This is a genomic window from Aquimarina discodermiae, assembly GCF_040786235.1.
Classification (GTDB): domain Bacteria; phylum Bacteroidota; class Bacteroidia; order Flavobacteriales; family Flavobacteriaceae; genus Aquimarina.
Map to the genome: position 1 here is coordinate 26,984 of NZ_JBFMKP010000013.1, position 25,028 is coordinate 52,011.

Here is a 25,028-nt window from a genome sequence, read left to right on the forward strand (position 1 = left end):
TTAAAACAGTTACAATATAATAATGTAAAGCAAAATATACTACGTCATATCAGAAAAAAAGGCATAAAAAAAGCGCTATTAGCGCTACTTTGATGGTAAAATTTTAATCACTTTACCATACACATTTTTTGTCCATCCATTTATTCGACCGTGATTGTTTCCAATCAATAAACCTCTTTTAGGATCTTTTCCTTTTACTAAATGAGTAAAACAATTTCCTCTCACCTTGCAGTATACAATATCCCCTTTTTCACAATCTTCCCAACTTATCGGATGTAAGATAACTGGTTGTTTGGATTTTAAAATAGGTAACATAGAATTACCAGGTTCTTTAGAAACTATACGTTCTCCACTTAGTAGCTTTTGAATTTTCCAATTCATTTTCATAGTATTTAAATTAAACATAAATTCAAAGACTACTAACTAGTAACAATAAATAATGAACTACTTTTATATGCTGCAAATATAGAAGGAATTACGATTTTTACAAAACATACTATCTTATAAATTGAATATGGCTCAGAATAAGAATGCACTTATACGCTATAAAACCATCGATAAATGCTTGCAAAACAACAATCGGCAATGGACACTTGATAATCTAATAGAAGCATGCTCTGATGCTTTGTATGAGTATGAAGGAAGAGATATTAATGTAAGTAAACGTACAGTACAACTGGATATCCAGATGATGCGAAGTGATAAATTGGGGTATAATGCACCTATCGAAGTTTATGATAAGAAGTACTATCGATATCTAGATGAAGACTACTCTATTACAGACATTTGTTGATCCAGAATAGAGACTTCCTTTTAAAATAGCCACATCACCAGTAGCTACTTGTTGTACTAGACTTTCGTCTAATACAATATCTTTATTAGACTTACCATTCATATAGGCTTTTCTATCGACTGCACAATCGGGTAATCATAATGTACCTGGACCTATATAGGTACATAGCATCCTGAGTTGATTAGTACCTGAGTGAAACCTAGGACAATATTGTTATCTACTGCGGCCAATATAATACGAAAAGAAGATGTTTTGGTAACTTGTCTAAATAGTTCTAAAAGACTCAGAACGTCTTCTGAAAATCCCTTTTGTTTGGGAATCACATTAGCAAAGTAATTACAAAGACAAGCAGTAATTTCTTCTTTCGTACCACTTGCCCTAAAATCGATTGATTGTTTGACTGCCTGAGTAAGTTCTATTTTCAATACTTCCATCTGGTGTTGATAGTCACTAGATTTTTTGTTTTCAAAGGTAAAAACGTCATCTTTTTCAGATTCTAAAATTTCTCCTTCCTGCTCAAAATTATTTTTGCATTTCCATAAATATTTAGTTTCTCTTGTTGGAATTTTATTTAAACTAAGTTGCTGATTACCAATATATTATTTTACTTCTCCAAGAAATCATGATGTTAATCCAGTACCAGTGGTAACAATATCGAATACGCTTTCTTTTTTTAAGTTTAGTAACAACTTGTGACTAAATTCTTTTTTAGAAAAACCTGCTTCTTTCATAGCTAATTACATTTCAATTTTTTTAATAGCATACAACAGTTTGTATAAGAGCAGTAGCGAGTTTTACACAAATCAGTCTTTCAGTTTTGAAATATACTTAATTTTAAAAAAATAATGGTTCAAGTCTGTTCTTAAGCGCTATTGCTTTTATACTTTGTTGTACAATTTATTCATAAACCTTAAAAATTAATACCAGCTTCAATAGCAAAACCTAAAGTACGATTTAGTGCCCTAGAATTAGATAGCTTACCTATTATTTTACCTCCTATAACAAGTCCAAAATCTGGAAAAGCAACATATAACAGTCCTGTATTAATATTACCTTCAATCAAAAAATTTGTGCTTTTCTCTCCTGTAATACGTTCAATTGCTTCCAATCCTGGCGAAACTCCAACCCCTAGATTAAAATAAAACCCACTCCCTAGATATTCATAGCCATCAAACCCCATACCTAAAGAATAAGTATCTATATTTTTAATATTTTTATTCTCTAAAAAATTTTTATCCATATTTGTTTTACCAAAACTTAAGGTTATTGGTATTTGAAACTCGTCAGTGTTTTTTTTAAACTCACGGTATTGCACTGACCAGCTATTGTAATATTTGCCAAAAGTATGTTGATAGGTAATCATATGCAATTGCTGCAAATCAGATTCAGATAAATCCAACTCAGGTATATTTTGAGCTGATAAGATCTGTGAAAATAATAGAAACAAGGCAGTGTAGCCGAAATTTATTGAATTAAGCAAAGTCATAAGGATTAATATTTTTTGTTAAGCCATAAACTACTTTGTCTTCTTCGCTTTGATGAGTGTCAAAAATTCTATCCCAAAGGTCATATCTTACTTTAGTTTTAAATAGTGGTTCTTTTCTATATCCGATGGTTTTTCCAAAATCTTGTCCTTGAAAATAATTTATAACTTCGGGCAATTTGTAAAAACCAACAATGCTCAAGAAGCCCAGATACCAATGCTTGTCAAATTTGTAATTTTTCATACTACAAAAGTAAGACTGGCTTTATACTGTTTGTTTGTCCGTTTTGGACAATTTACATTACGGGGATATAGATTTCTGTAATCAAATCTTTTTTGGCGATTTTCTCGTGGTGATTAACATAAAACTCCAAAATTGGCTTGTCGGCAAATTCTAAACAAACATTGGTTAACCAATTTTCATAGATACGATTGTAGGTGTTTTTCAACTCTTCGTTCGCACCTTTATGAATGAATTTGACGTATTTTTGGATTGTATGTGTTTTTGTTCGGCACAGATTTTCTATTGCAAAACTTAATGGCTTTCTAAGAATTAGAGCCACATTTGTTCTGCATCTAAAATCATCTGTAATTTCGTCATCATCTATCGTTTCCGAAAAAAATATACTTTCGTTTGAGAGTAGTTGCTTGTGCGTACAATACTCAATAAATGTGTCCCAAGTTTTTTCAATCGCTTTTAAATTTTGTGTATTGCCTTTGTGTTCTAAATAGAGTACATCAAATTTAGGAAGTGTTTCTATGGTAAATGGTAATGGTTTTATTCTGTTTTCGTCACTAATTTGTTCAATTGGTTTATGAATCTTGTTAGTGTTTTTTCTAAAAGCAATAGGCGAACAATCAAATTTATTCTTAAACGCCTTACTAAAAGAAGCTATATCAGAAAAACCGACGTTTATTGCGATATCAGAGACTTGTTCATTAGTATATTTTAAATATTCTGCCGACTTTTCTAATCGAATTCTTTTAATGTATTTACCAATTGTTTCGTGATGCAATGATTGAAAAATGCGATTTATGTTTCGATACGAATAATGACTTATTTCTTCAATTTTTTCGATTTTTATTTCGTCTTTGAAATTTTCATCTATGAAACTAACTAGATTACCATATCGTTCTATTTGTGTAATGCTTTTGGGGTTCATTTTAATGTTTTACAACAATTGGATAACACACATATATGTTATTCCTATTACACATAAAATATTCTTTTATAATTAGAAATATAATACAAATCTAACTATGAAGTTACCACCTTACGTTTTGGGATTGGCATTTCTACATTTTCCTCAAGAAAACGTTTATGTACTTTTTCTTTTAGTTTACATTTCATCCTAAACTCTTTAAAGGGTTCAGAAATCCAAACATACGCCCTAATATGAATATAAGATTCGTAAATATCAATTACTCTTACCTCTGCAGCATTATTATCATCATCTACAGTAGAATATTCTAATTTTTCTGCTTCTTCCAAAATAATTTTCCTTACTAAATCGATATCTGCATTTAGTCCTACTTTTAAATTATTAAAACTTAGTACTCTACTCTCTTCGATAGTATGATTTAGTATTGACTCTGTACTTATAATAGAATTGGGGATAATTAATCGTTTATTTTCAAAAGTATTAATAACCGTATGTCTTAGAGTAATATCTACCACAATACCTACTCTTTCTTTGTCTAATTTGATGTAATCCCCTATTCTAAAGGGTTTAAAAATTACAATAAATACTCCTGCAATTAAATTAGAAATTGCAGCTTGTGCCGCAAAACCAATAATAGCCGCCAAAATACCAGCTCCCGAAAAAATAAGTGTGGCCTGACGACGTAAAAAAGGAACAGTACCTATAATAACAATAAATGCAAGCAGAAAAAACACAAACTTTATAGAGTTCTTGGCAAATTTAAGACTGGTAACATTCGTACTTGCTATGGTTTGATTTTTATTTAAAAATAAAACCATTAGTTTTCTAAAAACCCAAGAAAACAACCAGCTAATAAACAATATGATAAAGCTATACAAGATAACCCCCTCTATGTCATTTACATCTATATATTTCCTAATAAAATCTGTCAATTGTTATAAATTTATAGTTTGACAATTAATTCTTAGGTAACCAAAAATCAAAACAAAGAAGTCTGCTCTCCATCACCATCCTCGTCCTCTGACTGTATATCGTTTGGATCAGACTCTTTCGTTACTGTCGGTTCTGTCGTATCTGTAGATACATTTTCTTCTTCTATAACTTCTATATCTTCTGTGGCAACGGGCTCTGGCTCTTCATAAGGAAGTGACTCCAGGATATTTACCTGTCTTACCTTATGAGTTGTTAATTGATTTCCTAACGCCTTAATTCCTTTTACCGCAATAAACTCTTCTAAATTAACTTCCTCATTTGGACGAGGGTCTTTTCCTCTAATCTTATTAAATACAATTTCTGCAATGGGTCTATAATCTGTAGAAATCACTTCTAAAAACGATTTTTGATGCTCTGTAATAAAAGTTTCTTCTCGATCGGGGTTTTCTATTAAAAAACGCTTTACATAATAGCGCTCCTTTTCTCCGTCCCAATATATAGCCGAAATGGGTTTTTTAGGGTTCCATTTTTCTAAAACAATCATATCAGAATTAAAATGCAGCGTCATTTCTGGTACTATTGTTTTTATAAACCCTTTCTGGCTAATAATTAACAAACGATCTTCTCCTCTAAACTCTCCTAACAACTCCCCTCTACCGTCTACATTAATACGTTGTACAGAATCGTCGAACCATATTTTACGAGGCTTTAAGGTAGAAACTCCTTGTTCTTTAAGTTCGATACGTTTAATATTATATTTGGTAACAATATTACCTTTTACGCCTCTTCCTTTTATCAGTAAATCTGCAAAATCAAGGTCGAATTTTAGTTTTTTAATACTTCCCGCTTGGCGTAATAAAATAGTAATCACTTCTGCTTCTCCATTAGGATTGGCAGAAAAATAAGAGACTTTAGACGATTTTTTTCCTTGTGTCAAATCGTATTCTTTATCTCTGGTAACACCGGTAACAGCAAATCGTTTTACATATGATGCTCCTCCTCTACCATCTTGATAAATCATATTATAAATGGTGCGTTTATCCTTCTTCTTGAAAACGGCAACATGAATTATTCCTTTCCCAACAAAGGTTTTGGAATCGACTTTTGTAATCATCATTTTACCATCTGTCGTAAAACAAATAATATCATCGATATCAGAGCAATCGGTAACGTACTCATCTCTACGCAATGATGTACCTACAAAACCTTCTTCTCTATTTACATATAGTTTTGTGTTTCGAATAACTACTTTGGTCGCTTCAATATCATCAAAAATCTTGATTTCTGTTTTGCGTTCTTTCCCTTTACCATAGGTAGTTTTTAATCTCTTAAAATAATCTATCGCATACGTTATGAGATTATCGAGATGATGTTTTACAGTAGCTATATCTTCTTCTAACGCTTCTATTTTTTGTTGCGCTTTATCTATATCAAACTTAGAAATACGTTTGATTCGTATTTCGGTAAGTCTTACAATATCTTCTTCTGTAACTTTTCTTTTAAGGTGTTTAATATGAGGTTGTAATCCTTTATCTATTGCGTCAATTACACCTTCCCAGGTATCTACTTCTTCTATATCCCTGTAGATTCTGTTTTCTATAAAAATTCGTTCTAAAGATGCAAAGTGCCATTGTTCTTGTAATTCATTTAATTGAATTTCAAGCTCCATCTTTAACAGCTCAACTGTATTATCTGTTGAGCGACGTAACATTTCTGAAACACCAATAAAATTAGGTTTGTTATCTTCTATCACACAGCCTAAAGGAGAGATCGATACTTCACAATTTGTAAAAGCATACAATGCATCTATGGTCTTATCAGGAGAAATCCCCGAAGGAAGATGCACCAAAATCTCTACAGTTGCAGCTGTATTATCTTCAATTTTCTTTATTTTGATCTTACCTTTATCATTGGCTTTAAGGATAGAATCTATTAAAGAAGTCGTTGTAGTAGAGTATGGTATCTCATTAATAATCAAAGTGTTTTTATCATATTGAGATATCTCAGCTCGTACTCTTACCTTTCCTCCTCTATTACCATCATTATAATTGGTTATATCAGCAATACCTGAAGTAGGAAAATCGGGTAAAATTGTAAATCGTTTCCCTTGTAAATGCTTTATTGAAGCATCTATAAGCTCTATAAAATTATGCGGAAGTATTTTGGTACTTAATCCAACTGCAATACCTTCTGCCCCTTGTGCAAGTAATAATGGAAACTTTACAGGAAGGTTTATAGGTTCTTTTTTTCTGCCATCATACGACAATTGCCAATCTGTAATCTTTGGATTGTATACTACATCTAGCGCAAATTTTGATAAACGAGCTTCTATATATCTTGATGCCGCCGCCCTATCTCCTGTAAGTATATTACCCCAGTTACCTTGCATATCGATCAACAATTCTTTTTGACCTACTTGCACCATTGCATCAGAAATACTAGCATCACCATGCGGGTGGTATTGCATGGTATGTCCTACAATATTGGCTACTTTATTATAACGCCCATCATCAAGATCCTTCATAGAATGAAGAATACGTCTTTGTACGGGTTTAAGACCATCTTCTATTGCCGGTACTGCCCGTTCTAGAATTACATAAGAAGCATAATCTAAAAACCAGTCTTTATACATACCGGTAACTTTGGTAATTACCTCTTGTGGCTGATGATTCTCTGAAGCCGAGTCGTGATGTAGTTCTTCGTTTTCGTTTTCCAAATCCATATAAAATTTATGGGCTTTTTAAGTTTTTGTTTAAACTTTTACTTTATAGATTATTATTTTCTTCTACCGTATCCAACTCTACCTTTAGATTATCGATAATAAACTCTTGTCGTTGTGGTGTATTTTTTCCCATATAAAAAGATAATAGCTCCTCTATAGACTTTTCTTTATCCAACATTACTGGGTCTAATCTTATATCATCACCAATAAAATGAACAAATTCATCTGGAGATATCTCACCAAGTCCCTTAAATCGAGTAATCTCTGGTTTTCCTGTCAATTTATTGATAGCGTCCTTTCGTTCTCTCTCAGAATAACAATAAATCGTTTCTTTTTTATTACGCACCCTAAATAAAGGGGTTTGTAATATATATAAATGCCCTTCTTTTATAACCTCTGGAAAAAACTGTAAAAAGAATGTAATTAATAGCAAACGAATATGCATCCCATCTACATCGGCATCTGTAGCAATGACAATATTATTATAACGTAAATCTTCTAAAGATTCTTCTATGTTCAATGCAGCTTGTAAAAGATTGAATTCTTCATTCTCATAAACAATCTTTTTGGTCATATTGTAACAATTAAGCGGTTTTCCTCGCAAACTAAATACCGCCTGAGTATTAACATCTCTTGATTTGGTTATAGAACCACTTGCAGAATCTCCCTCTGTGATAAACAAGGTACTCTCGAGGTTACGATCTTTTTTACTGTCTGATAAATGAATTCTACAATCTCTAAGCTTTTTATTATGTAAACTAGCTTTTTTTGCTCTTTCTTTGGCTAATTTTCGAATTCCCGATAAGTCCTTACGTTCTCGTTCTGCCTGTAGTATTTTACGTTGTAGACTCTCTGCTGTATCCGTATTTTTATGAAGAAAGTTATCTAGTTTTGTTTTTATAAAATCATTAATATAGGTACGTACCGTTGGCAACTCTCCCCCCATATCTGTGGACCCTAATTTTGTTTTTGTTTGACTTTCAAAAACCGGCTCCATTACTTTAATACTTATTGCAGATACTATCGATTTACGTACATCACTGGCTTCATAATTTTTGCCATAAAACTCTCGAATAGTTTTTACTATAGCCTCTCTAAAAGCTGCTTGATGGGTACCCCCTTGCGTGGTATGTTGTCCATTCACAAAAGAATGGTACTCTTCACTATATTGTGTTTTACTATGTGTAATGGCAATTTCTATATCATCTCCCTTAAGATGGATAATATTATACAGTCTATCTTCCTCATTAATATTATCAGAAAGTAAGTCTTTAAGTCCGTTCTCAGAAAAATATTTTTCACCATTAAAAATAATAGTCAACCCTGGATTTAAATACACATAATTTTTAAGCATTTTTGCAACGTACTCTGTTCGATACTTATAATGCTTAAAAATGGTATTATCTGGTACAAAGGATACCTTGGTACCTCTTCGTCTAGAAGTTTCATCTAAAGTTTCTTGATTAGTCAGGTTTCCTTTTTCGAATTCGGCAGAAGCAGATTTACCATCACGGGTAGATTCGACTCTAAAAAACGTAGACAAAGCATTAACGGCTTTGGTACCTACCCCGTTTAACCCTACAGATTTTTTAAACGCTCGAGAATCATATTTACCCCCTGTATTCATTTTTGAAACTACATCCACTACTTTGCCCAAAGGAATTCCTCGTCCATAGTCTCTAACAATCACTTTATCTCCTTGAATAGAAATCTCGATAGTTTTACCGGCCCCCATTACATATTCATCGATAGAGTTATCGAGTACTTCTTTCAATAAAATATAGATACCATCATCGGCAGAAGAACCATCTCCTAGTTTTCCGATATACATTCCGGGGCGCATTCGGATATGCTCTTTCCAATCGAGGGATCGTATATTATCTTCGGTATATTTGGTTTCCTTACTCATAAAATCTCGGGTAGAATGCTTGCTAATATAATATTTCGCTTACTAAATTGAAATAGGACCAACACAAAGTAATTAACAAATCTCTAACTTAATTTGTTGATTAATTAGAAATCAATAAATTACATCTATTTTCTTTATTTCTAAAACCAAAATATTATTCCTAATTGCAACTTTACTATAATATAAAAACTACCATCAAATGTATGTAATGGTAGTTTTTACTAGTAAATTATTTTTAACCAATTATTTAATACCCAATGATGTATTTTAATTAGCCTTTTAGCCATGCATTTCTAAGCTCTGTCTGTTTCTGGGTCGCTTTTTTATTTACCATCAATACTTTTGCCTGTGTAAATGATTGGGCAACCTTTGTTTTGATCACAATTTCTTCTCCTGCTCTATTTAGTTTAATCTCAAGGTCATCTCCTTCTTGCCACTGAAAAGTAGCTCCTAAAACATTATTAGCATTTTGGATGGTTAATTTTTCTCCATTTATCGCTACAATATCATCATTTGGTTTAACTCCATTATCTGCCCAAAAACTATTATCCAATACCAACTCATTAAAGAATATTGTTCCTTTTTCCTGATCCCCAGCTACAATCATTGCTCCAGAATTCTGAATATAATTGGTTCCTACTTTTTCTGAAGAGACTGAAAGCCCGACTTTTTCAAAGAATTTTTCATAAGATATGGGGGTTTTTCCTTCAACATGTGTTTTTAAGAAATCGCCGACAGAGGGATATGTCATTTCTGTAAGTTCATCTATCAATCTATCGTCTTCGAAAGGTTTGTTTTTACCGTATTTTAATGACAATTCTTTCATTAAAGACAAAATACCACGACTACCATTACTCTCTTCTCTCATTAAAATATCAATGCACATTCCTATCAACGCTCCTTTTTCATATACATTGATGTAATTAGAAGCATATGGTTGTTCCAAAATGTTTTCGCTCATTTCTGTAAAACTCATAGTATCATCATAACTTGCTGCTCCTCTTATTTTATCCATTATTTTATCATAAAAAGCTCTTTCTTCTACAATCTCCTGATTCACTTGAAAAAGAGTAGCAAAATACTCTGTAACTCCTTCATACATCCATAAGTGCTTAGAGAAAGTTGGCTCATTATAGTCAAAATAATGCACATCTTCAGAATGTACACTAAGGGGTGTGACTATATGAAAAAACTCATGAGACACAACATCAATCATTGATGATGCCAATGTTTCATCTGGCATTTGTTCTGGCAAAACCACTACGGTAGATGTATGGTGTTCTAATGCTCCATAACCAGTAGGTGAATTTTGTTCTCCTGATGCCAGGTATAAATAAATATCATACCGAGGTGTACTATCGATATCTCCCATATATGCCTTCTGCCCTTTCATCATTTTAAAAACCGTTTCCTTTATTTTGGTAGCAGTATGAACCTTGTTAGGAGAAAATACACTTAATACTATTTTGATATCTCCAACCATAAATTCTTCTACATCAAGATTACCATACATCATAGGGTTGTCGGTAATCTCAAAATATCGATTTGCAGCATATTTATCTATGGTAATAGCTCCATCTTTACGATTTTCAGAGCTAGTTTTTTGTAAAGCAGAAGTTCTTTTCATATTGCTGGGAGCAGCAACTTCTAATCTATATTGATTATTTTTTAATAAATCAAAATACCCTATAAACCCATGTAGGTTCAAAACAAAATTTTCGGGTTCTATATTGGTTCCTGATGGAGAAAATGGAGTTCCCAAATCCGAACCTTCTATGTCAAACGTATCATTAACCAAATAGTTTATTTTATCTAATTTCTGAGCATTAGGTATTACCCAAGTATTTTCATCTATTTTTTCAACTTTAAGTACATTTCCTTCGTAATCAATAGCTTTGAAATCATCTACAAATTTCCCAAAATCACTTACTGCATAGGTACCCTGAACAACTTTTGGCATATAGTACTTTATAGTATCGCTGGTAATTCGTCCTGGATTTATAACAACAGGAACTTTATCATTTTTTATCTGCATCAAATCGATAGATGCGTCTATTGGTAATGTTACTGCTAAATCATTAATTGTGTTTTTTGTACCACAACTCACTAATAATGCACCAATAAAGATTTTGGATACTATTCTTCTCATTCTATTTTTTTAACTATTTATTATTAAACCAAAAAACGCCTTCTGTTTTAGTTTTAGTATTGCAAATATACAATTTGAATGTACTTTATCTGTTTTTATTAATAATTTAGTATAACTCTATAGGCAATCCAATTTCTAATTAGCACCTACCCAACAAACAATCTTAACAAAATAAATAATATAAAATTAAGACGAATACTGTATCGGTTTATAGTAAACTTTTATAAAAGATAGGAGAAGGAAACAAACTGGTACATTAAACGCTATAAATGTAGCACCATATCTATACATAAACCCAACGAATTGTTATACAATCAATTATTTTATAACAATTCTTATACCAAATGTTTTGCAAGAATAGTTTTAAGATCGTTCTTATTAAGAGGTTTATTTATAATATCATTCATCCCAACGCTCATACATTCGGTTTCGACTTCGCTTAATTCTGAGGCTGTTAATGCAATTATTGGTGTCTCTTGATCGAACTCTCGTATTCTTCTTGTAGATTCCATACCATTAAGATACGGCATATTAAGGTCCATTAATACCAAATCGAACTCTTCCTTTTTAACCATTTGTAAAGCATTAAACCCGTTTTCTACAATAACACAATCATATCCTATTAAATGCAACAGGTTTTTAGTAACAATTTGATTTATCTTATTATCCTCTGCAACTAATATCTTTTTATATACACTGTTTATTGGATTATTAGTACTACTAATATCTTCATTATCTTTTTCATCAATGATCTCTAATTGTAAATCAAAATAAAAACGAGTACCTCTTCCTTCTTTATTATCTAGAAAAATATCGCTTTCCATCATTTTAAGTAGATTTTTCACAATAGAAAGCCCTAACCCTGTCCCTTCTGATTTATTAAATTCTCGTCCAATCTGAGAAAATTTTTCAAAGACAAATTCTTTTTTATCTTCAGGAATCCCAACTCCATCATCTTCTACTTCATACCGAATAGTAATAAATTCTTTATCTATTGAAAGAATTTTTATTCGAAGCCATATCTTTCCATTTTCAGTAAATTTTGATGAATTCCCTATAAGATTAATTAAAACTTCTGAAATTTTAAGCGAGTCCACGTTTAAAATATCCGGTAATTCATCGGGAATTTGAAGTATTAACTCATTATTTTTATTTTTTGCCTGATACTCGAAAGAATGCAGTAAGTTTTCTGAAAGTAATCGTAAATTGGTAGGTGTTTTTGCCAGTTTCTCGTTTTTAGATTCGATTTTACCAATTTTCAATACCTTATTGATAAGATCTAGTAAATAGTCTCCAGAAAACTTAAGTGATTTTAATAATTTCTCATGCTTTGATGTAATATCTTTATCCTCTAGTAACAATGTTGTGATTCCTACCACTCCATATAACGGAGTTCTCAACTCATGACTAACTGTAGAAATAAACTGTGACTTTACCTCTGTAAGCTTTTCTGCCTTTGATTTAGACAATAATAACTCTTCGTTCTTTTCTTTTAAAACTGCTGTTAGCTTTTTGTTAGAACGAAAACTAAAGTATAAAAAGATAAACGCTCCAAGCATACATAAAAAACCGATCCCAGAAATTAAATTTATAAGCTTACTATTTTTATTTAAAATTGCCTGATACTCCTTTTCTTTCTTAATATCTTCAAGTTCTTTTTTATAACCATCGATAATAAAATTCATTCTTGTAACTTCGATCAAATCTGCTTTCAACTCTAAATTCAGTTTTTGAACCGCAAGAATATCTTTATATGCTTTTCTGTAATCTCCCAGATTATCATACATTTTAGCTCTTGTTTCATGTATCGTTTTTGCTAATCTAGGTAACTTATTAGTTTTGGCAATTTTTAATGCTTCATCAAAATGTTTGTATACCTTTTCATATTCATTCTTACCTAAAAAATATCGAGCTTTTAAAAATTGAATTTCACAATTTGCATTTATATCTTCTCTTTTTACCTTAGAAAGTAATTCTTCTGACTTAACCAGATAGGGATATGCTTTATCAAACTTATTAAGGTCTAGGTATGACCATGCAAGATTAATTGTGGCTGGATGTTGATTATATTTTTCAAATTTTGACCCTAGTGCGAGTGATTTATTATAGTAATCAATCCCTGTTTCTTTATTTTCTGTTAAGTATACAGATATGTTACCAAGCCCATTATAAATGTATGCCGTTAATAATGAATCTCCATTTCGTTTTGCATATCTCAAAGATTCTTTATAATTTTTTTCAGCACTCTGGTAATCAGAAATTGATTCATAATTTGCAGCCATTATATAAAAGCCTTTACTTTTATAATAATCGCTATCCAATTCATTGGCATAATCAATCATCTTTATAGCATATTCCAGAGATTGTTTAACCTTATTTTCGTCAAACAACAAGCTTAATGATTTATTCATCAATACCTCTAAACTGTCATTAGTAACATTTTTTACATCTTTTTGCGATTGAACAAAAAATGAAAAAAACGCTATAAAACATATTGTAATACTAGTTTTATTTGAAAGAGCCCTTACCAAAAACAAAAATTATATTGTTTAATTATTAATTCAATTATACTTTTAAAAATAACATTTTAATTTTAAATGTACTTAAACAAAGGTTACAATTTGAGTCACATTAACTAATGATTCATTACATTCTTTAATCAAATTATATTATTATTATTCTTTTTTAGGTGTTCTACAGGCCTATTCTTATACATAGTAGAAACAGATATTGTAAGTCATATCCCTATTTTAACAACTTGTTGATCAAGTATGTTTATTGAATTTTTGTCTTCTTTAACCCAAAATTGTTCAGATTCATAAACTAAATAAATATCCAATGACAAATCATCTTATTTTTTTCTACTATAGTATATTCCAAAAATCACCACAAGTCCCCCAAAAACCTGTAATAAAGATAAACTCTCATCTAAAAAGAAATATGCTAATATTATTGTAGAAATAGGACCTATACTTGCTACTATCGAAAAATTAGAAGCCCCTAGTTTTTCGATAGCAGATGAAACCATGAAAGATGGTATAATTGTAGAAAACACTGCCATCAATAGTGCCAATATATAAACTTCGATAGGGTATGCTACTATATTGCCTCTATCCCAAATTAAATATTGAACTATAATACATAAAGAAGCTATAATCATTGCATACGAGGTAAATCGTACCGTACCAAATTTAGGAATAAGCCAACCACTACCAACAATATACATAGCATACGTCAAAGCACTTAGAAAAATTAAGAAACCACCAATAGCAAGATTAGAAGTTTTGAAATCAAGCTCTCCCCAAAAAGAAACAACCACTCCAAAATAGGTAATAATTATTGAAAAAATCTGTTTATTGGTAATATATTTTTTCAAAAATATTCTTGAAATAATCAGCACTAATGTAGGGTAAACAAATAAAATAATACGTTCTAGTCCTGCTTTGATAAACCGAAGTCCCAAAAAATCGAAGTAACTTGCCAGATAATATCCTATAAAACCAAAAAAAAGTAACCAAAGATAATCTGACGGATTAACTTTTAAGGATTTAGAAGGTTTTTTGATAAATGCTATTGCAATATAAAATGGTAGTGAGAATAGCATTCGAAACAATAACAAATGCTCTACACTTGCATGATATCTATATGCCAGCTTTACCATTACTGCTTTTGCAGAAAACAACACCACCCCTACTATAGCCAATATAATGCCGGATGTAACAACTCTGGAGCTTTGCATTAGAAAAAAACGATTATGACTACAATCATAAAAAAATAATTTATAAAACTTCCTATATTCAAAAAAACCTCTTAGAAACATCTAAGAGGTTTTGGGTATATATACTAATATATCTTATACATTAAATAAGAAATGCATAACATCTCCATCATTTACAACATATGTTTTTCCTTCTACTCCAAGCTTACCTGCTTCTTTTACTTTTGCTTCACTACCAAATTTTACAAAATCCTCATACTTAATAACTTCTGCCCTAATAAATCCTTTTTCAAAATCTGTATGAATTACTCCAGCTGCCTGCGGAGCTGTCGCTCCTATATTTATTGTCCAAGCTCTTACTTCTTTCGCCCCAGCAGTAAAATAAGTTTGCTGGTTTAACAGTTTATAAGCAGCACGAATCAGCACAGAAGAGCCTGGTTCTTCTAAGCCCATATCCTGCAAGAAAAGTTGTCTTTCTTCATAATCTTCTAGTTCTGTAATATCGGCTTCAGTACCTACAGCTAGTACAATAACTTCTGCATTTTCGCTAGCTACGGCCTCTTTTACTTTATTTACATATTCATTTCCATTTACAGCTGCGCCTTCATCAACATTGCAAACATACAAAACGGGCTTATCAGTAATAAACTGTAATGGTTTTACATAAGCTTCATGGTCATCTTCAGATACTACTATAGCTCTTATAGAAGTTCCTGCTTCAAGACCATCTTTTAATGCCAACAAAACCGATTCTTCCTTTTGTGCTTCCTTATTTCCTGTTTTGGCTGCCCTTTTTATTTTGTCTAATTTTTTTTCTAACGTTTCAAGGTCTTTTAACTGTAACTCTGTATCAATAGTTTCTTTATCTCTAATTGGATCTACAGAACCATCAACATGCACTATATTATCATTGTCAAAACATCGTAATACATGTATAATTGCATCAGTTTCTCTAATATTACCTAAAAACTGATTCCCAAGTCCCTCTCCTTTACTAGCTCCTTTTACGAGTCCGGCAATATCGACTATCTCTACGGTGGCGGGAAGTACACGTTCTGGATTTACTAATTCTTCTAATTTTTCTAATCGGGGGTCTGGTACATTTACCACACCTATATTAGGCTCTATAGTACAAAATGGAAAATTTGCACTTTGTGCTTTTGCATTTGATAAACAATTAAACAATGTTGATTTTCCAACATTAGGTAATCCTACGATTCCTGCTTTCATGTTATGTATATTATGATGATTAGAATATCTTATAATAAATATCCTAAATTTTAAGAGTGCAAAGATAACAGTATTCCTTATTAGTTAGCAAATACAAAGCCCTTAAGATGCAATTTTATACATTTTTTTAAGTAACATTACCCTCTACGATTCTTTGGGAACTATTTTTTAAGTTATAAATTTCTATTTATAATTTTTTATTTTTTTGTAATTTTAAGTACAAATAACAAGTCAAATGAAAAAAATTAAAACTTTAATTACTGTAGCATTAATGGTAGGTACTACAGTAAGTTACGCACAAACAGACCAAATTGAGGACAAAGAGAATTCATCAGAAGAAATTGTAACCAAAACTATAAGAATAAAAGGTGCAAACGGTGAAGAAAAAGTAATAAAAAAACAAGAGGTTATTACTAAAAAAAGTAAAATAAAGCTAAATCCCGATGATGACAGCAAAACCAATCAGGCAGCGGTGTACACAGACGAAGAAGTTTCGGTTCAAAAATCCATGGCAACTACAAACATGGGAACCTATACAATTACACCAGATACCAAAGGACATGTAATGACATTTTCTGACATTCCTGAAAAAAAAGCAAAAGTAAGACCACTTAGTAACAGTTATTATGTTGTTAATTTTGGAGATAAGGATAATTGTATCGGGCATTTTGACGCCGATAAAAACTTTGTTTTAGAAATGTATAATGAAACAATCGATCAGGTAATTGCTAAAGTATACAAGGCAAATTAACCTCTTGAATAGTATAAATAATAATGCGGAAAAACCAGGTTATTTAGCTTGGTTTTTTTATTGATAATTCAAAAAAACTGTTAAAAACAAATGAAAATAAGCGTGTTTTTAGATATATTGTAGGTCAAATCATCTTAAATTAAAACTATTATATGAAACAAATCACAATCATTTTATTCGGCTTATTCACCAATCTGTTCTTTGCACAGCAAACGGTCACAGGTGTAGTAAAAGACTCTGACGGTTCTCCTTTACCCGGGGTAAATATTATCGAAAAAGGAACTAATAATGGATCAACAACAGACTTTGATGGTAAATATAGTATTGAAGTAAATCCAGAAGGAACCTTAATTTTTAGCTATGTAGGTTTCAACACACAAGAAGTAGCGGTAGGATCACAACAAACTATAAACATAACTTTATCAAGCGGTTCAGAATTAGAAGAAATTATTCTGGTTGGTTCTAGGGCTTTACCAAGGAGTAACACTACCACTTCGCTTCCTGTTGATGTGCTACCAGCCAAAGAATTGGCATCTACGGGGCAAATAACATTCGACAAAGCATTACAATACAAAATACCTTCTTTTAACACGGTACAAACCCCTGTTAATGATGCTACCTCCTTATTAGATCCATATGAAATTAGAAATATGGGACCAAGTAGAACTTTGGTACTAATAAATGGTAAACGTAAAAATCTAAGTGCATTATTATATACACAAACCTCACCAGGAAGAGGTGAGACCGGCTCTGATATTTCGGCAATTCCTACCGACGCGATAAAACGGGTAGAAATATTAAGAGATGGAGCTTCTGCACAATATGGATCTGATGCTATTGCTGGTGTAATGAATATTATCTTAAAGGATAATACAGATGAAGGATCAGTAACATTAAGAACCGGAATAACTTCTGAAGGAGATGGAGAAACAATAGGTATAAGTCTTAATAATGGTGCAACTATCGGTGAAGACAAAGGCTTTTTTAATTATACGGTAGATTTTTCTAAGGTAAATCTTGCTAATCGCCCAGGTGATGTAGATGCACTTGGTGAGTTTTTAGATTTTGGTGGAACAAGAGTTGGAGAAAGACAGGAAGATATTAATGCTTTCCTGGCCAGGCATCCAGATGCAGGAAATATTAATGGATCTCCTGAAACATCTGCAGCAAAATTTTTGGTAAATGGAGGGTACGACATCAATGAGAATACAGAAGTATATGTTAACGCTGCTTATGTCTATAAAAAAGTGAATAGTTTCGCTAATTACAGAACCCCTTACTGGAGAGACATTCAAGATTTCCAATATTTGGGTAATTTTTTCCCTGGGGTTAATCCATTAAATACTGGAGTTACATATACAGATAATAATGGAAATACATTTAACGGTAACGGATATGACGGATATGTACCTACTTTTGAAGGTGACCTGAATGACTATAATGCTACCATTGGCTTTAAAACAGAGAAAAACGGATGGAATTATGATCTAAGTTATACTACCGGAGGTAATTCACAAGATTATACTGTAAATGACTCGCACAATCGTAATGCTGTTTTTGCTCCTAGTTTTGATGATACCAATGAAAATGGTGTTCCGGACCTTGGAGAAGAATTTATTCCTGTTGAATTGTATAGAGAAAATAGTCCTGTATCCTTTGATCCAGGAGGTACGGTATTTAGACACAGTGTAGGTAATATCGATGTTGCCAAACTGATTTCGGATCAAGTAAGTATAGGTTTTGGAGCAGAGTTTAGAACTGAAACTTTTGAAATTATTGAAGGAGATTTGGCCTCATACGATGGTGGTGGTGCCGATTCATTTGCGGGTAACAGACCTGAAAATTCTGGTAAATTTAATCGCTACAATTTTGGAGGTTATTTTGATATCTCTGCCGATATAACTGAAGATTTTCTGGTAAATGGTACCGTACGATTAGAAGATTATAGTGATTTTGGAGAAGCTTTTGTCTGGAAACTAAGTTCCCGATATAAATTTCTGGAGGATAAACTTACACTTAGAGCTTCTATATCTACTGGTTTTAGAGCTCCTACATTACACCAAATATATACACAAAGAGCACAATTTTCTTTTATTCCTGGTCAAGGAATCCAGGTTGGTGGATTAGTAAATAATGTTTCACCACAGGCAAGGTTATTAAATATTCCGCAACTTGATGCAGAAGAGTCGACCAATATTACCGTAGGTATTGGAGCAAAAATCAATAGAAATATCAATTTTACAATTGATTATTATAATATTGCTGTAGAAGATCGAATTGTACTAAGTACAGAAATAGGAGCTTCTGACACCGGAGGTACTCCGTTAGATCAAGTTTTAGAAGATAATGACTTGTCTGATGTAAGTTTCTTTGTGAATGCTATTGATACCAGAACATCCGGTATCGATGTCGTTGCTAATTATAAAAACATAGCGTTAGGTTCTGGAGAACTTGGCTTTAGTTTATCTGGTAATTATACCTTTCAAAATGAAAGAGATGGAGATGTAAAAAACCCTTCATTGGTAGCACAAGCCGGTCAATCTGTTGTTAATGATACACAAGAAGCATTATTCTTTACCTCCAGACCAGAGTATAAAGCAATTTTAGGTGCTAATTATGATATTGGTAAATTTAGTTTTTCATTAAACAATACCCTATTTGGTCCTACTAAATTTAATAACCAAGGTTTACAAGATGTAGAAACACTATTAGATGCTACTCCAGCAGCAGCAGACACAAATGGAAGCTCAGATCTAAGTGTTGAGTTTCTAACCAAAGTAGTGACCGATCTAGGTATTAATTATAATGCTACCGATAAAATAACGATAGCTTTAAATGTAAATAATATATTAAATGTATTACCAGAAAGAGAGTTTAAAGCACTAACAGCATCTGGTGAAAGAGTTTTAAATGGTGCAGTAACACCTGCAGGCTTAGCTAGTGGTATTCCAGCTGGTATATCTGTAGAAAAGATAGTAGATAACTTAATTACTTTTAATCAACGATATTCTCAAATGTCATATGATGGTTATCATTTTAGTCAATTAGGTACTTTGTTCAACTTATCATTGGTATATAAACTGTAATATAATAGTGAACTCTATATTTTAGAGTCAGCTTATTCATACTAATCACATCGCTTTGTTTATGTTAAACAAAGCGATGTTTTTTATAATTAACTTTTAATACAAAAAATCTTTTCCTTTATTTGCATGACTAATAAATATCACCGTTGATTATACTATTTACTATATAGCCGATGAAAGATTTAACTCGATTTTTCTATCATTTTTTTACCGCGAGAGGGTTTTCTGAAAATACTTCAGAATATTTAAATTTGAGTATAGGTATTGGAGTTCTTATTTTAATTCTTCTGGTTTTAGATCTGATACTTAAAAAAATATGTATTGCCATTTTTAAAAAGTACGCTTCTAAATCCAAAAATCTCTTTGATGACTATTTAGTAAAGAACAAAACCTTTGATTATATAGCACATATTGTTCCGTTATCTCTTACTATTTGGATTGTTCCGATGCTATTTTCTTCATTTCCTACTGCAGAAAAGTATTTAAAACCACTTTTTGATATAATGACCATTTTACTGGTTATATGGATATTAAGAAGTGTATTAAAAACCTGTAGAGATTTCTTAAAATCATTAGATTCATTTAAAGACAAACCTATAGACAGTTATGTTCAGGTTTTTATGATTTTTGTATGGTTTATAGGTGGGATTTTAATATTTTCTTCCCTTACAGGAAAATCAATATGGACATTTTTAACAGCTCTGGGAGCTATGTCTGCTGTGATTCTTTTAATTTTTAAAGATACTATACTAGGTTTTGTAGCAAGTATCCAGGTAGCGGTAAATGATACTGTAAGAATCGGAGACTGGATCACTATGGAAAAGTACGGTGCAGACGGTGATGTTATAGAAATCAACCTATCATCGGTAAAAGTTCAAAATTTCGACAAAACCATAACGACCATTCCTACTTACCATCTTACTTCTGAGTCGTTTAGAAACTGGAGAGGAATGATGGATTCTGGAGGAAGAAGAATTAAAAGGTCTTTATTATTGCAAACCACCAGTATTCAGTTTTTGTCTCATGAAGAAATTGAAAAAATAGCCGAAATAGAACTTATTCGTGATTATATCAAAAATGCTCAACAAGAGATTGATACTTTTAACAACTCTGAAAACATTAACAAAAACACTCTTATTAATGGAAGAAATCTAACAAACATGGGGGTTTTTAGGGTGTATGTAGAGTATTACTTAAAAAATCATCCTAATATCAATAAGGAAATGACAATTATGAGTCGTCAATTGGCTCCTACTTCACAAGGAATACCCTTAGAGATTTATGCCTTTAGTAATGATAAAGAATGGAATAATTATGAAAAAATAATGGCAGATATCTTTGATCACCTATTGTCTGCAGTTCCTTATTTCAAATTAAAAGTATTCGAATTAAACTATACATCAGAAAAGTAGAAAAATTTATATTTATGATCCCCACTTTTAGAATCATCAGTTACTTAGAAGGTATTTCATACCTACTTATTTTATTCGTAACCATGCCGTTAAAGTATATGTTCGAATCTCCAGAGCCAAATAAAATTATTGGGATGGCACATGGTTTTTTGTTTTTAATATACATCGTATTCGCTTTTCTTGTTAAACCAGAAAAAAAATGGGACAATAAGACTTTACTCATTGTATTGATTTGCTCTATTATTCCTTTCGGAACCTTCTGGATGGATAAAAAATACTTAAAGTAGTATTTGTTAGATGTATTACTCTGGATACTCAATCCTAAGATGGTAAATATTGGTTAATTTACGCTTAAACACTTTTTTTACTTGCTGTATTTCTTTAAAAGTAATATTAGAGTTTAAAAATTGACCGTTTTCCATTTGCTTATTGACAATTTTTTCGACAAAAGTATCGATCAAACTACTTGTTGGATTCTTAAGGCTTTTTGAAGCGGCTTCTACACTATCACTCATCATCAAAATAGCAGTTTCTTTTGAAAATGGTTTTGGTCCGGGATACTGAAAATCTTCTATGTTTACATGTTCATTATTTTCTTTTTCCTTGGTGTAAAAATAAAATACTGTACTTGTACCATGATGAGTTCTGATAAAATCTATAACCCTATCTGGTAAATTGTATTTTTTTGCTATTTCAATACCATGAATTACATGATTAATAATAATTTTTGCACTTTCTTTTGGAGATAATACATCATGAGCATTTCCAGAAGTAGATTGATTTTCTGTAAAATACGTAGGATTCACCATTTTACCAATATCATGATAAAGCGCCCCTACCCTAACTAGCATAGAGTTAGCTCCGATTTCGTTGGCAGCTGCTTCTGCAATATTAGCAACATTAAGAGAATGATGAAAAGTTCCAGGAGCTTTATTTGATAACTCTTTAAGTAAAACAGAGTTTGTATCACTTAATTCTAACAATGACACGTCAGATATCAAACCAAAGATTTTTTCATAAGCATAAATCAAAGGGTGTACGATAAGTGTCGCCAATCCACTAATTACAAACAAACTCACTGTTAGCCAATCTATCTTAGTGATTGTTCCTTCATGAATAATATGAAATGAAATATATGCTAAAATATAAATGCAAGTAATTTGCCCTACAGAAATAAATAAGTTTGCTCGTTTAAAAGATTCTGAAATAGTTAAAATCGTTACGATTCCTGCTATAATTTGCAAAAACATATATTCATAACTGTTAGGAACTACAAAACCTAATATAAGTACCGTAATCACATGTGTAAATAAACCTAATCTAGAATCAAAAAACGCCTTTAAAACCAATGGTAAAATACATAAGGGAACAGCATAAATATAATCTGATCTATATTTTACCACCAAGGTGGTAATCAATACCATAAAAAGAACATTAAAAAAAATAAAAGTTACCTGTGTATTATTGGCATATATATCGGGCCTGTACTTTCTGATAAATAATAATAACATCATTAAAGCGAGAGAAACTAAAAGACAATACCCAAAAACGATCCAATAGAAATTTTTATCGCTCCAGACTTGAGATTCATATTCTGCCTTAAGTGAGTTTAATATCTGTAAAGTATCTCCTTCTACTACTTCTCCTTTTGCAATGATCCTACTTCCTTTAGAAACTCCTCCTCGTGTTGTAAGTACTTTGGCCAGTTCTGTTTCTAACGTACTCTCTGTTAATTTTGTGTTTAATCGTACATTAGGCTTAATCAAGTCATAAAATAAAGCCACATAATTACTTTTAAACTTTACAAATTCACTCTTTTCTATTCGAGTATTAATAATTTTTGTTACTTCATTGGGAGTTAAAACCTGACCATAGGTTATAGCTTCTGCTGTATTTCCTTTATTAAGAAACAATTGTCTATCATCATCATAAGAATATATTTCCTGTAAAACTCCATACCGGTAAATATCATTTAACAATATTCTACCAAAAAGCAGCGCCTGATCATTAAAACTGGTTTCCTTTAAACTAGACAAATAGGTAGCGTAGGCATTATTATAAGACTCTTTGGCCGTATTCGCTACGATAGTATCATACTCAAAATAAGGTATTACGCTTTCTTTGATTTGATTTTTTTCGGACTCTATTTCTTCAGCCGTTTTGGCTATAGCAAAATCAAATGGGGCATATAAATTTTCATATTGCCACGGTTTACCTTTGCTAAATTCGTATTTAAATATTCCGCCTTTCGGAAACAAATAAACAATTAAAGCTGTAGTACATACAAAAAGGAAAATCCTGTAAAATGAGGATTGTTTACTATAAACTTTGTTAAAAAAACTTTTCACAAGTAAGGTTCTATTATTTAATCAAAAGTACTAAAAAATAAGTCAGAATAACTACCTGGAAATATTGAGTAGTCAATAACATCAACACAAACACACCAATAAACACTATCAAAAGTTCTTTATACCTTGTTAAAATAATAATATCAAATAAACCCTAAAAACAGACTAAAATACTTGTTCATTTCCCTTCGTTTTTCATTGTAAAAAATTTCCGTAACCATTACTATGCACCAATTTTACTGCTTCAAACGAGAAAAAAGCAACTTCGCATTTTTAGACTATTCTTATAATCTATTTGGTATTACTTTTTGAAAATAGGCTTCTGCCCTTTTTTATTTTTATAATCATAAAACTTTTGATAGCTTTAACATTACTTAGTGACAACATGAAAATGGATAAAAGTAAAGATACCTTAAAAGACTATTTTAAAACTGGTAAAAGACCTACACAAGAGCATTTTGCCGAATTGATTGATAGTATAAACTCACCTTTAATTGGAGAAATGAAACTACTTAGTTTTTCTAAAGTTCCGAAGGGATGGGCAAAATGTAATGGACAATTACTTGCCATAAATGAACATTCAATTTTATTTAGTTTAATTGGCACTAATTATGGAGGTGATGGCATTAACACATTTGCCTTACCAAATAACGCTTCTCAAAACTATGTAATTGCATTAGAAGGAAGGGTTCCTAACGTTTTGGATGAAGTTTCAGATGAAGCAAATGAAAATTATAATTTAGGACAGCTCACCACTACCGAAATATATAATGAGGTTGATAATGATGGATTTAATGAGTTTCGTTTTCGTTTATTCGATCAGCAAAACGAAGTTATTTTAAGTAGCAGCAAACGCTATTTATCAAAATCATCTGCTTTTGATGCACTTAAAAATGCTGTAAATTATTTTTTAAATGTTCCCGATAGCCTACAAATAAAACAGTCATCAAAAGGAAAGTGGTTTTTTAATATTGTAGATAATTCAACTAAAATTTTAGCCCGTCGAATTGAATATTTTGAAACAGAACAAGCGTGCAAGGAAGAAGTACTAAGAGTAAAAGAAATTTTAAAGAATGATTAAAAGGTTTCTTTAATAAAGTTACTGTCTAACATGTCAATTACACCTATCTATCTTGTTTACAGCAATAAATTCAAATATTCTTGATTGATTCGTAGATTATAGTACATATCTATACCAAAAATAACGAGGGTCAAATAATGATATAATTACTACGACAAAACATATAAAAGCACTCCTTTTAGAGTTTGCGGTTTATAAATAACGTAATTATCTGAATCCTAATAAAATCACAAAAAAAATGATTACAAGC

General features: G+C 31.5%; 18 protein-coding genes and 2 pseudogenes. 6 read left to right on the forward strand and 14 right to left on the reverse strand.

Translation table 11 applies throughout. From position 1 onward, the window contains the following. Positions 1–84: 84 nt before the first annotated feature. Complete coding sequence (locus ABW636_RS09800; RefSeq protein WP_367589796.1) at positions 85–381, reverse strand: hypothetical protein; 297 nt, start codon at positions 379–381, stop codon at positions 85–87. Positions 382–514: 133 nt separating this feature from the next. On the opposite strand from ABW636_RS09800, the pseudogene ABW636_RS09805 reads away from it, so the two are divergent. Further along, positions 515–787: pseudogene (locus tag ABW636_RS09805) on the forward strand (helix-turn-helix transcriptional regulator); the annotation flags it as partial. On the opposite strand, the pseudogene ABW636_RS09810 reads toward ABW636_RS09805, so the two are convergent. The 12 genes and pseudogenes from ABW636_RS09810 to ychF form a co-directional block, all read right to left on the reverse strand. Further along, positions 758–964: pseudogene (locus tag ABW636_RS09810) on the reverse strand (DUF1826 domain-containing protein). The pseudogenes ABW636_RS09805 and ABW636_RS09810 sit on opposite strands and share 30 nt — an antisense overlap. After that, positions 946–1,227: a hypothetical protein gene (locus tag ABW636_RS09815; protein WP_367589797.1), complete on the reverse strand. Its 282-nt coding sequence runs from the start codon at positions 1,225–1,227 to the stop codon at positions 946–948. The pseudogene ABW636_RS09810 and the gene ABW636_RS09815 overlap by 19 nt, the downstream one beginning before the upstream one ends. 476 nt (positions 1,228–1,703) lie before the next feature. After that, positions 1,704–2,279: a hypothetical protein gene (locus ABW636_RS09820; RefSeq protein ID WP_367589798.1), complete on the reverse strand. Its 576-nt coding sequence runs from the start codon at positions 2,277–2,279 to the stop codon at positions 1,704–1,706. Beyond that, positions 2,266–2,520 carry a hypothetical protein gene (locus tag ABW636_RS09825; RefSeq protein ID WP_367589799.1) on the reverse strand — a complete coding sequence of 85 codons (255 nt, stop codon included), beginning with the start codon at positions 2,518–2,520 and terminating at the stop codon, positions 2,266–2,268. The genes ABW636_RS09820 and ABW636_RS09825 overlap by 14 nt, the downstream gene beginning before the upstream one ends. A gap of 52 nt (positions 2,521–2,572) precedes the next feature. Then, positions 2,573–3,439: an AraC family transcriptional regulator gene (locus tag ABW636_RS09830; protein ID WP_367589800.1), complete on the reverse strand. Its 867-nt coding sequence runs from the start codon at positions 3,437–3,439 to the stop codon at positions 2,573–2,575. Between the two features lie 95 nt (positions 3,440–3,534). Then, positions 3,535–4,257: a mechanosensitive ion channel family protein gene (locus ABW636_RS09835; protein WP_367589801.1), complete on the reverse strand. Its 723-nt coding sequence runs from the start codon at positions 4,255–4,257 to the stop codon at positions 3,535–3,537. Positions 4,258–4,418: 161 nt separating this feature from the next. Next, on the reverse strand, positions 4,419–7,094 hold the full coding sequence (locus ABW636_RS09840; protein ID WP_367589802.1) for a DNA gyrase/topoisomerase IV subunit A: 2,676 nt from the start codon (positions 7,092–7,094) through the stop codon (positions 4,419–4,421). A gap of 43 nt (positions 7,095–7,137) precedes the next feature. After that, positions 7,138–9,003, reverse strand: a complete 1,866-nt coding sequence (locus ABW636_RS09845) for a DNA topoisomerase IV subunit B (RefSeq protein ID WP_367589803.1) — start codon at positions 9,001–9,003, stop codon at positions 7,138–7,140. Positions 9,004–9,274: 271 nt separating this feature from the next. Continuing rightward, complete coding sequence (locus ABW636_RS09850) at positions 9,275–11,152, reverse strand: M61 family metallopeptidase (RefSeq protein WP_367589804.1); 1,878 nt, start codon at positions 11,150–11,152, stop codon at positions 9,275–9,277. Between the two features lie 335 nt (positions 11,153–11,487). Then, entirely contained in the window at positions 11,488–13,563 is a 2,076-nt protein-coding gene (locus ABW636_RS09855) for a tetratricopeptide repeat-containing hybrid sensor histidine kinase/response regulator (protein WP_367589805.1), read from the reverse strand. Between the two features lie 440 nt (positions 13,564–14,003). Continuing rightward, the gene (locus ABW636_RS09860; RefSeq protein ID WP_367589806.1) at positions 14,004–14,891 is read right to left on the reverse strand and encodes a DMT family transporter; all 888 of its coding nucleotides are present in this window, start codon (positions 14,889–14,891) and stop codon (positions 14,004–14,006) included. 114 nt (positions 14,892–15,005) lie between these two features. Next, on the reverse strand, positions 15,006–16,100 hold the full coding sequence (gene ychF, locus ABW636_RS09865) for a redox-regulated ATPase YchF (RefSeq protein WP_367589807.1): 1,095 nt from the start codon (positions 16,098–16,100) through the stop codon (positions 15,006–15,008). Positions 16,101–16,335: 235 nt separating this feature from the next. Between ychF and ABW636_RS09870 the strand changes: the two genes are divergently transcribed. From ABW636_RS09870 to ABW636_RS09885, 4 genes are all read left to right on the forward strand, one after another. Continuing rightward, positions 16,336–16,851 (forward strand): hypothetical protein, encoded by a 516-nt coding sequence (locus ABW636_RS09870; RefSeq protein WP_367589808.1) that lies wholly within the window; start codon positions 16,336–16,338, stop codon positions 16,849–16,851. Positions 16,852–17,003: 152 nt separating this feature from the next. Beyond that, positions 17,004–19,937 carry a TonB-dependent receptor gene (locus tag ABW636_RS09875; protein WP_367589809.1) on the forward strand — a complete coding sequence of 978 codons (2,934 nt, stop codon included), beginning with the start codon at positions 17,004–17,006 and terminating at the stop codon, positions 19,935–19,937. A 173-nt stretch (positions 19,938–20,110) separates the two neighbouring features. After that, complete coding sequence (locus ABW636_RS09880; RefSeq protein WP_367589810.1) at positions 20,111–21,349, forward strand: mechanosensitive ion channel family protein; 1,239 nt, start codon at positions 20,111–20,113, stop codon at positions 21,347–21,349. A gap of 14 nt (positions 21,350–21,363) precedes the next feature. Continuing rightward, positions 21,364–21,636, forward strand: coding sequence for a DUF3817 domain-containing protein (locus tag ABW636_RS09885; protein WP_367589811.1), 273 nt, complete (start codon positions 21,364–21,366; stop codon positions 21,634–21,636). Positions 21,637–21,651: 15 nt separating this feature from the next. On the opposite strand, the gene ABW636_RS09890 is transcribed toward ABW636_RS09885, so the two are convergent. Beyond that, a complete protein-coding gene (locus ABW636_RS09890) occupies positions 21,652–23,697 on the reverse strand; it encodes an HD family phosphohydrolase (protein ID WP_367589812.1) in 2,046 nt (681 codons plus the stop codon). Between the two features lie 355 nt (positions 23,698–24,052). Here ABW636_RS09890 and ABW636_RS09895 point away from each other — a divergent pair, with 355 nt between their 5' ends. Then, a complete protein-coding gene (locus tag ABW636_RS09895; protein WP_367589813.1) occupies positions 24,053–24,778 on the forward strand; it encodes a tail fiber protein in 726 nt (241 codons plus the stop codon). Positions 24,779–25,028: the final 250 nt, after the last annotated feature.